Origin of the sequence: Rhizobium atlanticum (genome assembly GCF_030182485.1) — a bacterium.
Classification (GTDB): domain Bacteria; phylum Pseudomonadota; class Alphaproteobacteria; order Rhizobiales; family Rhizobiaceae; genus Rhizobium.
In genome coordinates this window covers 1-12,987 of sequence record NZ_JAQJCJ010000001.1, presented here as the reverse complement: position 1 = coordinate 12,987, position 12,987 = coordinate 1, and the positions used below count along the sequence as shown (strand labels likewise).

Here is a 12,987-nt window from a genome sequence, read left to right as displayed (position 1 = left end):
TTAGGCGATTTTCCTGACGACGGGCATTACGAGCGCCGCACAGACAAGAAGTGCTGCGGCAGCGATCACCGTCGGCAGGGTAAAGCTGCCCGAGCGTTCGGCAATCCAGCCGGCAACAATCGGCCCGACGATCTGGCCGACGCCGAAGGCAGCCGTCATCATCGCCAGGATCCGCCGCGGACTCTCCGGGGAAAGCTTGCGGCCGATCTGCAGCCCGTAGGCAGTGATCGCAAGGAACGTCGCCCCGAACAGCGCCCCGCCGATCAGCGGCGCGACCGAGGGCGGCAGCGCTACGGTGGCGAGCACACCGGCGGCCTCGATGAGAAGCGCCGCGACATAGACGCCGCCGAGCCCGATCGGCCTGACAAGCGGCTTCCAGGCAAACAGTGCCACCGCCGCTGTCACACCGGCAATGAACCAGCAGAGAAATTCGACGAAAGCTCCCGTCGCCGCCATGCGGGCGATGGTGACTAGGAAGGTCGCCGTGATGACGTAGCCGAAGCCGAACAGGCCGTAGGAGAGCGTGACAAGCAACATCGGCCGGCTCCAGTTGAGCGCCGGTTCCTTGCCCGTTCGCGCTGTTTGTGCCGGCGCCGTGGGCAAGAGCCACCAGACGACGGCGAGACTTGCCGCGCAATAGAGCGCTCCGCCGATCCAATCGGCGCGCCAGCCGCCCGGCTCATCGTGAAAGCCAAGCCCAATCAGGAGCACCATGACTGACGAAAGCGCAATGCCCGCTCCAGGCCCGCCGAAATGCGCCGCCTGCACATGGTCGTTGCCGGCAGCAGCACCGTGGCTCAGCACGATCGACGAAGTGAAGACCATCGCAAAAGCGCTGGCGAGACCGGCGAGGAACCGGATGACGGCAAAGACCGCAACGGAATCGGTGGCGGCCATTGCGGCGAGCAGGATGGCGTTGGCCAGCAATGCCGCAAGCGCCACCAGCCGTTCGTGCCCCGCCGCCCAGCCATAGGCCGCCAGCACGGCGCCGACGAGATAGCCGACGAAATTCGCCGACGCGATAAAACCGGCATCGGCCGCAGAAAGCGGCACACCGCTCATCATGCCGGGCAGGATCGGCGTGTAGGAGAAGCGCCCGAAGCCCATGGCCGCCGCCATGGCTACGGCGCCGGCGGTGGCCGTCGAAACTAAGTTTGGTAAAGAATGGGGTGGGCGAGAAAGCATGCAGCGCTTATCGCCCTGCAGCACCGGCATCGCAAACGACTATTTCTGATTGATTGATCAATTCTGCGAAAGTCGATGGATGAGGTGAGCGCTCCGAGTTCGATGAATGCAAGGAGCGGCGTTGCGGCGTGCTTCGAGGCTTCGCCCTATGGGCTGCGCACCTCAGCATGAGCGGCTTTGGAGGATGCCGCGCTTATGACCGCGGGCGCAGGAATATGGGCACAGCCTCCAAGAGAGCCTCATCCTGAGCGCCCGCAGGGGCCTCGAAGGACCAGGCGGGCGCGCTGACGATGAAACCCTACACCCGCCCATCCGGCAGCGTCAAAATCACCGGCCCATTCCGCGTCGCAACCACCGTGTGCTCGAATTGCACAGTCGGCGCCTTCGGATCGGCATAAAGCGTCCACGCATCGTCGCCGCCTTCGGCCCAGGTCGCGCCGAGCGAAAGAAACGGCTCGACGGTGAAGACGAGGCCATCTGTCGTCACTCGCTTTTCCGACGGATCCGGCCAGGTCGAGAGCTCGGCCGGCTCCTCGTGCAGCGAGCGGCCGACGCCGTGGCTCGCCAGATTGGCGACCAGCGTATAGCGGTTCTTCTGCGCGAAAGCGCCGACGGCGGTGCCGATCTTTGCCAAAGGTTCGCCCGCTTTCACCTGATTGAGCCCCACCCAGAGCGCCCGCTTGCCGTCGCGGCAGAGGCGTTCGATCTTCGGCTTGACCGGCGGCATCGCAAAGGAAGCGCCGGTATCTGCGAAGAAGCCGTCCTTTTCCGCCGAGACGTCGATATTGATCAGGTCGCCGGCTTGGATGACACGCGCACCTGGAATGCCGTGGGCGATTTCTTCGTTGACGCTGATGCAGGTGGCACCGGGAAACTGGTAACAGTACTCCGGCGCCGAGCGCGCGCCGGAATCCTCGAGCACCTTGCGGCCGATCCGGTCGAGCTCCAGCGTCGTCATGCCCGGCTCCATCGCCGCCGCCATCACCTGGATGGCGTTGGCGCAGATCCGGCCGATCTCTTTGAGCTTTGTCAGTTCATCGTCGTTTGCGATTACCATTCGTCTCATCCGGCCTGCACGCGACGGCCGCGGCCGCCTTAGAGCACGCGTCCGGCAGGACGCGCTGAGGAATTGCGCTAATCAAGCCGTGGCTTTCGCCCCTTCGCCCCTTTCAGTCAATGCCTTTCTGACGATCGGCGCGACTTTTGTCCCGTAGAGCTCGATGCCGCGCATGATCTGATCATGCGGCATCAAGCCGATCGCCATCTGCAGCAGGAAGCGGTCGTTCTTGAATATCGCGCGATGGGCGATAATCTTTTCCGCAACCGCTTCGGGACCGCCGACGAAGAGCGCGCCGTTCGGCCCGCGCGACAGATCGAAATGCGCACGGCTCGTCGGTCCCCAGCCGCGCTCGCGGCCGATACGGTTCATTACCTCGGCCTGTGGGCCGTAGAACTGGTCAGCCGCTCTCTCGGTCGTGTCGGCGATGAAGCCATGGACATTGATGCTGGTCTTCAGTTTCGCCTGATCCTGCCCCGCCCGGCGCGCCGCCTCGCGGTAGAGATCGAACAGCGGCGCAAACCGGCGCGGCTCGCCGCCGATGATCGCGAGCGCGACCGGCAGTCCGAGCGCGCCGGCGCGCGCCACCGACTGCGGTGTGCCGCCAACCGCGATCCACAGCGGCAGCGGATCCTGCAGCGGCCTCGGATAGACACCGCGTCCGTTGATCGCCGCGCGAAGCTCCCCCTTCCACGTGATAGTCTCGTCGTCGCGCAACGCCAGCAGCAGATCGAGCTTCTCCTCGAACAGCTGGTCGTAATCCTCGAGATTGTAGCCGAACAGCGGGAAGGACTCGATGAAAGAGCCACGCCCTGCCATGATCTCGGCACGGCCGTTGGAAATGAGATCAAGTGTCGAAAACTGCTGGAACACCCGCACGGGATCGTCGGAGGAGAGCACCGTCACGGCGCTGGTCAGCCGGATGTTTTTGGTTTTGACGGCCGCAGCCGCCAACGCCACGGCGGGGGCCGATACCGCATAATCCGGCCGATGATGTTCGCCGAGTCCGAAGACGTCGAGCCCCACTTGATCGGCAAGCTCGATCTCCTCGATCAGATGCTTCAGCCGCTCGGCCCCCTCAGCTCCCTTGCTGCGGGAGGGATTAGGATTGACATCGGCGAATGTGTAAAGCCCCAGTTCCATCATTGGCATCCTGTTGAACTCGATCCGGAGATAAGGATGGCGGTGATGCAGCGCAAACACAAATTGTGGAACGGATCGTTCGAGAATCTTGATAGGCGTTAGTTTTCACGGGCTCGACGGGCACCAACTGCGCGGTATGATTGGGTGAAGACAGGACGATTTAAAGAGTCTTTGGCCGTAGACACGGCGCTGCTGGATTCCTGTGCTTGTCACAGGAATCCAGCAGTCGCGCGTCCGCGCGACAGGAGACTCATTCTCTCACAAGCCCAAGAGATGAAACGAAATGTCCTCCCATTCGGGATTCTCCCGCTCGATCAGATTGAGCTTCCACAGTCGCGGCCATTTCTTAATCGTCTTTTCACGCGTGATCGCTGTCGTCAGCAGATCATGTTCTTCGAACCACACCAGCGTCTTGACACCATCCTCCGACGTAAAACCCGGCGTCAGCTCATTCTGATGCTCGTATAGCCAGCCGGCAACGCGTCACGCAGGTATAGAGCGTGCCGTTGCGTGCGGATGCGAGGATATAGACGTGCCCTTTCATAACAGCAGATTGGCACAGGATAGATCCCACGTCGACAGAGACACCGACGCGCCCGAATCCTCAATTCGAATCTGAATTCAACGACTTCTAAGCCCCAGCGGAATCATCTTCCAAGCAACCTCACGCCACACTTGAAGCGTCGGAAAGGCGAGGCCTACCCCTCGCCGTCCGCAGCAATCACATCGTCGCCAGCAGTTCCGCCAGTTGGTCCGCGGCCTTGCCCCATCCCTCATGGAAGCCCATCTTCTCGTGCGCTTCCTTGTCCTCGGCGCGCCAGTGCAGCGCCCTGGCCGTATATTTCGTCCTGCCGTTGCCGAGGTCTTCCAGCAGGATGACGCCGGTGAAGAAAGGCTTGTCAGCCGGCACCCAGGCGCTGCTATAGGCGTCGGTGAAGACGATCTTCTCGTTCTCGACCACCTCCAGATAGACGCCGCGGTTCGGATACTGATTGCCCTCGGGATCCTGCATGACGACGACGCTGGAGCCGCCGGGCCGCACGTCGAGCGTTGCTTCCGCCACACCCCAGGGGCGCGGCACGAACCATTGCTTCAGCAGGTCCGGATCGGTCCAGGCTTTGTAAATCTTCTCGCGCGAAGCGTCGAATTCGCGAACAAGGACGAGTTCATGTTGCGTGCTGGCGGTCATTTCAACATCTCTCCGTTTGAGTGAAACCCGTTTGGTCTCAGGTGGTTATAAGGACGTGTCAAACTTCGCCGTTCCGACAGCACGCCGAAATTAATTTGCAATCGGCTGCGCCGCCTCTTCCTGCATCTTGTCGATCTGCCGGCGGATATGGGCGGCTTCCGCCGCCGAATGGGCAAGCGCGATGGCATGGTCGAAGGCTTCGCGCGCTTGGCTGTTCAAGCCAAGCTGCTTCAGCAGCCCGCCCCGCAGACCGTGATAATAGAAATAGCCTCCGAGTTTCTCGCCGAGCGGATCGATGAGATCCAGCGCCGCCTGCGGCCCGTGCAGCTTGGAAACGACGACCGCGCGATTAAGCGTTACGACAGGCGACGGCTGAACACGCTCCAGCGCGCGGTAAAGCAGATCGATTTCCGTCCAGTCGGTGTCTTCGGCCCGTTTCGCGCGGGAATGGATGGCGGCGATGGCAGCCTGAAGCTGGTAGGGGCCAGGTTGGCGATGGCGCAGCGCCTTGTCGAGGAGCGCCAGGGCCTCACTGATGAAAAGCTGGTTCCAGAGAGAGCGGTCCTGATCCTCGAGCAGCACGATCTCGCCTTCGGGACTGAAGCGCGCCGGGCGGCGCGATATCTGCAGAAGCATGAGCGCAAGCAAACCCATCAACTCCGGTTCGGACGGAAAGATGCGCAGCATCAGCCGTCCCAACCGGATCGCCTCGTCGCTGAAGGCGGCCGCCTCATGTTCGGGATCCGCCTGACTGTAGCCCTCGTTGAAGATGAGATAGATCATCGTGCTGACGATCGAAAGACGCTCGGCCCTCTCCTCAGGGCTCGGCGTTTCGAAAGGCACGCCGGCCTTCGCGACACGCGCCTTGGCCCGGGTGATGCGCTGCTCCATGGCGCTTTCGGAGACAAGGAATGCGCGCGCGATCTGTGTCACCGAAAGGCCGGAGACGATGCGCAGCGCCAGTGCGATCTGCTGGGTCGCCGGCAGATCGGGATGGCAGCAGATGAAGAGAAGCCGCAGGATATCGTCGCGATAATTGGCATCATCCAGCCGCTCGACAATGTCGCTTTCGGCATCCTCGGTATCGGAAATGACGTCCTCGTCCGGCAGCGCCTGCAGCTTCGAGCGTTTGCGCACCGCATCGATACCGCTGTTGCGCCCGACGAAGATGAGCCAGGCCGTCGGATCGCGCGGCGGCCCTTTCTCCGGCCAGGTCCGGATCGCCCTCAGGCACGCCTCCTGGAACGCCTCTTCCGCGGTGTCGAGATCGCGGAAATAGCGTAGCAGCGCGCCGAGCGCCTTCGGCCGGGCAGAGGCAAGCGCGAGGTCGATCCAGGCAATGTCGGTCATGATGCAGCATCTCCCGGCCGGAACACGTAGAAAGGCCGAATTTCGTAAGAGGTGGAGCCGGGATTGACCGAGGATAGCTGTTTCGAGAAGGCGACCGCCTCGTCGAGCGTATCGAAGTCAACCACGTAAAAGCCGAGAAGCGCCTCTTTCGTTTCCGCGAACGGCCCGTCAATCACCAGAGCTTCGTCCTTGCCCTTGCGCACGGTCGTCGCCGCCGTCGTCGGCATGAGCCGGCCGACGGGGCCCAGCTTGCCGGCTTTGGCAAGCGGCTCCTGCACAGCGTAAAGCTTCTCCATGACGGCAGCCTCTTCCTCCTTGCTCCAGGCGAAGACGGTTTCCTCATGGGCGTAACAAAGGATTGCATAAAGCATCGGTCACTCCTCTTTCCGAATGACGAAGGAGTAACCGCTTACCCGACAGGCCGCATCAAAAAATTATCCAGCTCAGCGGCGATTGCAGGAACCACGGCTCTTACCGAAGGCTAGCCTTCGCTCAATGTCCGCCTGACTGCATTCTTCCAGCCCTTGATCTTTGCCGTCCGCACCTTCTCGTCCATGTCGGGCTCGAACCGCCGGTCGCGTTTCCAAGTTGCCGAAAACCCATCCCTATCCGGCCACACCCCCGCCCGGCTGCCGGCGAGCCAGGCCGCACCCAAGGCGGTGGTCTCCAGGATCACCGGGCGGTCGACAGGAGCGTCGAGCAGGTCGGCGAGGCGCTGCATCGTCCAATCGGAGGCGACCATGCCGCCGTCGACGCGGAGCACCGTATCCTCAGCACCATTCTTCCAGTCCTTCTGCATGGCATCGAGCAGGTCCCGGGTCTGGTAACAGACGGCTTCGAGCGCCGCCCGGGAAAGCTCCGCAGGGCCGCTGTTGCGCGTCAGCCCGAAAATCGCGCCGCGCGCCTGGGCATCCCAATATGGCGCGCCAAGCCCGGTGAAGGCCGGGACGAGATAGACCTCCTGCGTGGGATCGGCCTTTTCGGCAAGCGCATTGGTCTCGGCAGCACTATCGATGATGCGAAGCCCGTCCCGCAGCCATTGCACGGCAGCACCCGCGATGAAGATCGAACCTTCGAGCGCATAGGTCGTCTCGCCGTTCAGGCGGTAGGCAATGGTGGTCAGCAGCCGGTTTTTCGAACGCACCATATCGGCGCCGGTATTGAGCAGCGCGAAACAGCCGGTGCCGTAGGTCGATTTCAGCATGCCGGGCGCAAAGCAGGCCTGACCGATAGTTGCCGCCTGCTGATCACCGGCGACGCCGAGGATCGGGATAGCCGCGCCGAAAATCTCCGGATCGACCGTGCCGAAATCGGCAGCGCAGTCCTTGACCTCCGGCAGCATAGCGGCCGGCACTCTCAGAATGTCGAGCAGATCCTCGTCCCATGCATTTTCGGCAATGTTGTACATCAGTGTGCGTGAAGCGTTGGTGGCGTCGGTCACGAAGCTCTTGCCGCCGGTCAGCCGCCAGATCAGGAAGGTGTCGATCGTACCGAAGCAGAGATCGCCTCTGGCCGCGCGCGTCCGCGCCCCCTTCACATTGGCGAGCATCCAGGAGAGCTTGGTGCCTGAGAAATAGGGATCGAGGATGAGTCCGGTCCTTTTTGTGAAAACCCGCTCCAGATCCTGCCGTTTCAGGTTGTCGCAATAATTTGCCGTGCGCCGGTCCTGCCAGACGATGGCGTTCTGGATCGGCCGGCCGGTCTCGCGCTCCCAGGCCACCACGGTCTCGCGCTGGTTCGTGATGCCAAGCGCGGCGATGTCCTTCGCCGTCAGCTTGGCTTCGCTCAGCGCCATCGTGACGGTGGTGACGACCGAGTCCCAGATCTCCTCGGGATCATGCTCCACCCAGCCGGAGCGCGGATAGATCTGAGTGAATTCCTTCTGGCCCTTGCCGACGACCTGCATGTCGCCATCAAAAACGATAGCCCGTGTCGACGTCGTTCCCTGATCAATCGCCAGAACATATCCGCTCATGAAATCCTTCTCCCTAGAGCAATTCCAGCAAAAGTGCGCAGCGGTTTTGCGCCCGGAATTGCGTGGAACAATGAAATAGAGCATTTCCGCGATTCGGAGAAAAACGGAAATGCTCCAGGCTGATTATCATGACAAGGAGACGGATGCGGGCGAGAAAAGCCAATAAAGCGGAATTGCCAGCCAGCCGGCTTTAGGAATAACCTCGCGGCTAACGCTGCGACGCAGCATCGGCATTCAGGGAGAAACAGCATGAGCAGATCAGTCGTCGTCACCGGTTCCACCAGCGGCATCGGCCTTGCGATCGCCACCGCCTTCGCCGAAACCGGCGACAACGTCGTCATCAACGGGTTTGGAAATGCCGATGAAATCAAGGCGATCGTCGAGCGACTTGAATCGGTATCGAAAGGCCGGGCGATCTATCATCCGGCCGACATGACCAAGCCCCCCGAGATCGCCGAGCTGATCGAAACGGCCGCAAAAACCTTCGGCAGCGTCGATGTCCTCGTCAACAATGCCGGCATTCAGCATGTCGAGAAGATCGAGGATTTCCCGATCGAAAAATGGGACCAGATCATCGCCATTAACCTGTCGAGCTCCTTTCACACCATGCGCGCCGCCATTCCACTGATGAAGGGAAAGAAGCATGGCCGCATCATCAACATCGCCTCGGCTCATGGCCTCGTCGCCTCCCCCTTCAAATCCGCCTATGTGGCGGCAAAACATGGTATATTGGGACTGACGAAGACGGCGGCGCTGGAACTTGCCGAATTCGGCGTGACAGTCAACGCCATCTGCCCGGGCTATGTGCTGACGCCGCTCGTCGAAAAGCAGATACCCGATACCGCCAAGGCCCGCGGCATAACCGAGGAGCAGGTGAAAAGCGAAGTCATCCTCAAGGCGCAGCCGACGCGTGAATTCGTCAAGGCCGAGGAGATCGGCGCGCTGTCGCTCTACCTCGCCAGTGACGCCGCCCGCCAGGTGACGGGAACCCACATCTCGATTGACGGTGGCTGGACGGCGGCCTAACCATTTGGAAAAGACAACCGGGAATACCATGAACGACAGCATTCGCTTCATCCTGAATGGCGAGGACATCGAACTCACCGATGTCGGGCCGACCGAGACGCTTCTCGATTTTCTGCGGTTGAAGCGGCGCCTCACCGGCACCAAGGAGGGATGCGCGGAAGGCGACTGCGGCGCCTGCACCGTGCTCGTCGGCCGGCTCGTCGACGGCAAGCTTGCCTATGAATCCGTCAATGCCTGCATCCGTTTCACCGGCTCGCTGCACGCCACGCACGTGGTGACGGTCGAGCATCTGGCCGGTCGGGACGGCGCGTTGCATCCGGTGCAGCAGGCGCTGGTCGATTGCCACGGCTCGCAATGCGGCTTCTGCACCCCGGGCTTCGTCATGTCGCTCTACGGGTTATGGCTGACCAAGGAAAAACCAAGCCGCCGCGAGATCGAAAAGGCATTGCAAGGCAATCTCTGTCGCTGCACTGGCTATGAGCCGATCGTCAAGGCCGCCGAGCAGGTGAGCCTGATGCGGCCGAGCGCGCTGTTCGATCCGCTGGAGCGCGCGCGTTCGGAAATCATCGCGCGGCTCTGGGCCATGCAGGCGAGCGACACCGTCCGCATTGCCAAGGGCGAAGACCGGTTGATCGTACCTGCTTCGGTCCAGGCGCTGGCTGAAGTTCTCTCGCAGGAACCTGATGCGATCGTGGTCGCCGGCTCGACCGATGTCGGCCTCTGGGTGACCAAGCAGATGCGCCGGCTGAGCCCCGTCGTTTTCATCAATCACTTGAGCGAATTGCAGTCGGTCACGGAAAACGAGGACGGTGTCACCATCGGCGCCGGCGTCAGCTATACCGGCGCCTTTGCGGCGATCGCGAAAAAGATCCCGGCGCTCGGACGGCTGATCGACCGTATCGGTGGCGAGCAGGTGCGCAACATGGGCACGATCGGCGGCAACATCGCCAACGGCTCGCCGATCGGCGACAGCCCGCCGCCGCTGATCGCGCTCGGTGCGACGCTGACGCTGCGCTCCCTGGAAGGCCAGCGCAAAATGCCGATCGAGGATTTCTTTATCGCCTATGGCAAACAAGACCGCAGGCCAGGCGAGTTCGTCGAAAGCGTCTTCGTGCCCTATCCCAAGGCCAGCCGCTTTGCGGCTTACAAGATCACCAAGCGCCGCGACGAGGACATCACCGCCGTTCTCGGCGCCTTCCTGCTGACCCTTGACGATGCCGAGACGGTCACCGACATCCGTGTCGCCTTCGGTGGCATGGCTGCAACGCCGAAACGCGCTCGCACCGTGGAGGGAGAACTGATCGGCAAACCTTGGACGGAAGCAACGATCGAGGCGACCCGCCCCGCCTTCGACGCCGATTTCCAGCCGCTCACCGACTGGCGCGCCACGGCGGAATATCGCCAGCTGACGGCGAAGAATTTGTTGACGCGGTTCTATCTGGAAACGGTAGGGGCGCCGGCCGAACTGAAGCGGTTCGAGGAGGTGGCATGATGGGTTGTTTCGCAAATTGGCCCCTCGCCCTAACCCTCTCCCCCCTTGCGGGGAGAGGGAACGTGCCTCGCGCAATGTTTGCGAGAGCAAGAGGCGGTGCGGCATATCCCTTCTCCCCGTCAGAACGGGGAGAAGGTGGCGGCAGCCGGATGAGGGTCCACCGCGCGAACAGGGCTGATCACGGAGGACTGATCTAATGGACAAGTCCACCTTCGAGGACCCTAAAGTCGTCATCTCAGGCCCCATGCACGGCTCGCTGCGCCATGATTCCGCGCACAAACACGTCACCGGAACCGCCGACTACATCGACGATATTCCCGAACCCGCCGGCCTGCTGCACGGCGCGCTCGGCCTCTCCGACCGGGCGCATGCCGAAATCCTCAGCATCGATCTTTCCGCGGTCGCCGCCTATCCCGGCGTCGTCTGGGTCTTCACCGACAAGGAAGTGCCCGGCGTCAACGACACCAGCTCCAACGGCAGCCATGATGAACCGCTGCTGGCCGAAACTTTGGTTCAGTTCCACGGCCAGCCGATCTTTGCCGTCATCGCCGAAACGCGCGACGCCGCCCGCCGCGCCGCGCGGCTCGCCAAGATCGACTATCGTGACCTGCCGCACTGGCACAATATCGACGGCGCGCTTGCCAATGGCAGCCCGCTGGTCACCACGCCGATGACGCTGCAGCGCGGCGAGCCGGAAACGGAAATGTCGAACGCCGCGATGCGGCTAAAGGGCCAGATGCGCATCGGCGGCCAGGAGCATTTTTATCTCGAAGGCCATATCGCCGTGGCGATCCCCGGCGAAGATGACGAGGTCACCGTCTGGTCCTCGACACAGCATCCGAGCGAGATCCAGCACATCGTTGGCCATGTGCTGGATATCCCGTCTAACGCCGTTACCGTCAACGTGCGCCGCATGGGCGGCGGCTTCGGCGGCAAGGAAACCCAAGGCAACCAGTTCGCCGCACTCGCGGCGATCGCCGCCAAGAAGCTCGGTCGCGCCGTCAAATTCCGTCCGGATCGCGACGAAGATATGAGCGCCACCGGCAAGCGCCACGATTTCCTCGTTGATTACGAGGTGGGCTTCGACGCCGAAGGTCGTATCCACGCCGTCGATGCGACTTATGCGGCCCGCTGCGGCTTTTCCTCCGATCTCTCAGGCCCGGTGACCGACAGAGCTCTTTTCCACGCCGATTCCAGCTATTTCTATCCGCATGTGCATCTGCAGTCGAAACCCTTGAAGACGCACACTGTCTCCAACACCGCCTTCCGCGGGTTCGGCGGGCCACAGGGCATGCTCGGCGCCGAACGCATCATCGAGGAGATAGCCTATGCCCTCGGCAAGGATCCGCTCGATATCCGCAAGCTGAATTTCTACGGACAGCCGGGTTCCGGGCGCACGCTGACCCCCTACCATCAGGAGGTCGAGGACAATATCATCGCCCGCGTCGTCGAAGAGCTGGAGGAAACGGCCGACTACCGGGCGCGGCGCAACGCCATCATCGGCTTCAACCGCGACAGCCGCTACATCAGAAAAGGCATCGCGCTGACGCCGGTCAAATTCGGCATCTCCTTTACGATGACCGCCTTCAACCAGGCCGGCGCCCTCGTCCATGTCTATCAGGACGGCTCGATCCACCTGAACCATGGCGGGACCGAAATGGGCCAGGGCCTCTATACCAAGGTGGCGCAGGTGCTGGCCGACAGTTTCCAGGTCGACATCGACCGCGTGAAGATCACAGCGACGACAACGGCGAAAGTGCCGAATACCTCGGCCACCGCCGCCTCTTCCGGCTCGGATCTGAACGGCATGGCCGCCTTCGATGCCGCCCGCCAGATCAAGGAACGTCTGGTAGGCTTCGCTGCGGAGAAATGGGAAGTGGCGCCTTCCGAGATCGTCTTCCTGCCGAACCGCGTGCGCGTCGGCGAGAGCGAGATCCCCTTCCCAGATTTCATAAAGCAGGCCTATTTCGCCCGTGTCCAGCTTTCCGCCGCCGGCTTCTACAAGACGCCGAAGATCCACTGGGACCGCAAGGCCGGCCGCGGCACCCCCTTCTACTATTTCGCCTATGGCGCCGCCTGCACCGAGGTCTCGATCGATACGCTGACCGGCGAATATTTGATCGACCGCACTGACATTCTCCACGATGTCGGCCGTTCGCTGAATCCGGCGATCGACATGGGCCAAGTCGAGGGCGGATTCGTGCAGGGCCTGGGCTGGCTGACGACAGAAGAACTTTGGTGGGACGATAAGGGCCGGCTGCGCACCCATGCCCCGTCGACCTATAAGATCCCGCTCGCCTCCGACCGCCCGAAGATCTTCAACGTGCGGCTTGCCGAATGGTCGGAGAATGCCGAAGCGACGATCGGCCGCTCCAAGGCCGTCGGCGAACCGCCCTTCATGCTGGCGATCTCAGCGCTGGAAGCCCTGTCAATGGCGGTCGCTAGCGTCGCCGATTATAAGGTCTGCCCGAGACTCGATGCGCCGGCGACACCGGAACGGGTGCTGATGGCGGTGGAGCGGATGAAGCGAGTGTAGGATGCGTCCGGCTGATTTGTTGTTTGGGCAGGAC

At 62.2% G+C, this 12,987-nt stretch carries 10 protein-coding genes and 1 pseudogene; 3 read left to right on the top strand and 8 right to left on the bottom strand.

Features of this window, described 5'->3' with window-relative positions; genetic code table 11:
• From PH551_RS00055 to glpK, 8 genes and pseudogenes are all read right to left on the bottom strand, one after another.
• A complete protein-coding gene (locus PH551_RS00055) occupies nucleotides 1-1,215 on the bottom strand; it encodes a YbfB/YjiJ family MFS transporter (RefSeq protein WP_285191382.1) in 1,215 nt (404 codons plus the stop codon).
• 268 nt (nucleotides 1,216-1,483) lie between these two features.
• The gene (gene map, locus PH551_RS00050; RefSeq protein WP_285191381.1) at nucleotides 1,484-2,242 is read right to left on the bottom strand and encodes a type I methionyl aminopeptidase; all 759 of its coding nucleotides are present in this window, start codon (nucleotides 2,240-2,242) and stop codon (nucleotides 1,484-1,486) included.
• Nucleotides 2,243-2,323: 81 nt separating this feature from the next.
• Nucleotides 2,324-3,385: an LLM class flavin-dependent oxidoreductase gene (locus PH551_RS00045; protein WP_285191380.1), complete on the bottom strand. Its 1,062-nt coding sequence runs from the start codon at nucleotides 3,383-3,385 to the stop codon at nucleotides 2,324-2,326.
• Nucleotides 3,386-3,643: 258 nt separating this feature from the next.
• Nucleotides 3,644-3,929: pseudogene (locus PH551_RS00040) on the bottom strand (GIY-YIG nuclease family protein).
• Between the two features lie 177 nt (nucleotides 3,930-4,106).
• A complete protein-coding gene (locus tag PH551_RS00035; RefSeq protein WP_085778981.1) occupies nucleotides 4,107-4,574 on the bottom strand; it encodes an SRPBCC family protein in 468 nt (155 codons plus the stop codon).
• 90 nt (nucleotides 4,575-4,664) lie between these two features.
• Nucleotides 4,665-5,924 (bottom strand): RNA polymerase sigma factor, encoded by a 1,260-nt coding sequence (locus PH551_RS00030; protein WP_285191379.1) that lies wholly within the window; start codon nucleotides 5,922-5,924, stop codon nucleotides 4,665-4,667.
• Nucleotides 5,921-6,295, bottom strand: a complete 375-nt coding sequence (locus PH551_RS00025) for a YciI family protein (RefSeq protein ID WP_008530596.1) — start codon at nucleotides 6,293-6,295, stop codon at nucleotides 5,921-5,923. Before PH551_RS00025 ends, PH551_RS00030 begins: the two co-directional genes overlap by 4 nt.
• 110 nt (nucleotides 6,296-6,405) lie before the next feature.
• Nucleotides 6,406-7,899, bottom strand: coding sequence for a glycerol kinase GlpK (glpK, locus tag PH551_RS00020; RefSeq protein WP_285191378.1), 1,494 nt, complete (start codon nucleotides 7,897-7,899; stop codon nucleotides 6,406-6,408).
• A 249-nt stretch (nucleotides 7,900-8,148) separates the two neighbouring features.
• On the opposite strand from glpK, the gene PH551_RS00015 reads away from it, so the two are divergent.
• The 3 genes from PH551_RS00015 to xdhB all read left to right on the top strand — a co-directional run bounded on the left by PH551_RS00015 (nucleotide 8,149) and on the right by xdhB (nucleotide 12,953).
• On the top strand, nucleotides 8,149-8,925 hold the full coding sequence (locus tag PH551_RS00015; protein WP_285191377.1) for a 3-hydroxybutyrate dehydrogenase: 777 nt from the start codon (nucleotides 8,149-8,151) through the stop codon (nucleotides 8,923-8,925).
• A 28-nt stretch (nucleotides 8,926-8,953) separates the two neighbouring features.
• A complete protein-coding gene (gene xdhA / locus PH551_RS00010) occupies nucleotides 8,954-10,417 on the top strand; it encodes a xanthine dehydrogenase small subunit (protein ID WP_085778985.1) in 1,464 nt (487 codons plus the stop codon).
• 196 nt (nucleotides 10,418-10,613) lie between these two features.
• Nucleotides 10,614-12,953 (top strand): xanthine dehydrogenase molybdopterin binding subunit, encoded by a 2,340-nt coding sequence (gene xdhB, locus PH551_RS00005; RefSeq protein WP_285191376.1) that lies wholly within the window; start codon nucleotides 10,614-10,616, stop codon nucleotides 12,951-12,953.
• The last annotated feature ends 34 nt before the right edge of the window (nucleotides 12,954-12,987 follow it).

Bases quoted from the DNA above. Each gene is read 5' to 3' on its own strand.
- PH551_RS00055 (WP_285191382.1), bottom strand. From the start codon at position 1,215: ATGCCGGTGCTGCAGGGCGATAAGCGCTGCATGCTTTCTCGCCCACCC.
- glpK (WP_285191378.1), bottom strand. From the start codon at position 7,899: ATGAGCGGATATGTTCTGGCGATTGATCAGGGAACGACGTCGACACGG.
- PH551_RS00025 (WP_008530596.1), bottom strand. From the start codon at position 6,295: ATGCTTTATGCAATCCTTTGTTACGCCCATGAGGAAACCGTCTTCGCC.
- map (WP_285191381.1), bottom strand. From the start codon at position 2,242: ATGGTAATCGCAAACGACGATGAACTGACAAAGCTCAAAGAGATCGGC.
- xdhA (WP_085778985.1), top strand. From the start codon at position 8,954: ATGAACGACAGCATTCGCTTCATCCTGAATGGCGAGGACATCGAACTC.
- PH551_RS00035 (WP_085778981.1), bottom strand. From the start codon at position 4,574: ATGACCGCCAGCACGCAACATGAACTCGTCCTTGTTCGCGAATTCGAC.
- PH551_RS00030 (WP_285191379.1), bottom strand. From the start codon at position 5,924: ATGACCGACATTGCCTGGATCGACCTCGCGCTTGCCTCTGCCCGGCCG.
- PH551_RS00045 (WP_285191380.1), bottom strand. From the start codon at position 3,385: ATGGAACTGGGGCTTTACACATTCGCCGATGTCAATCCTAATCCCTCC.
- xdhB (WP_285191376.1), top strand. From the start codon at position 10,614: ATGGACAAGTCCACCTTCGAGGACCCTAAAGTCGTCATCTCAGGCCCC.
- PH551_RS00015 (WP_285191377.1), top strand. From the start codon at position 8,149: ATGAGCAGATCAGTCGTCGTCACCGGTTCCACCAGCGGCATCGGCCTT.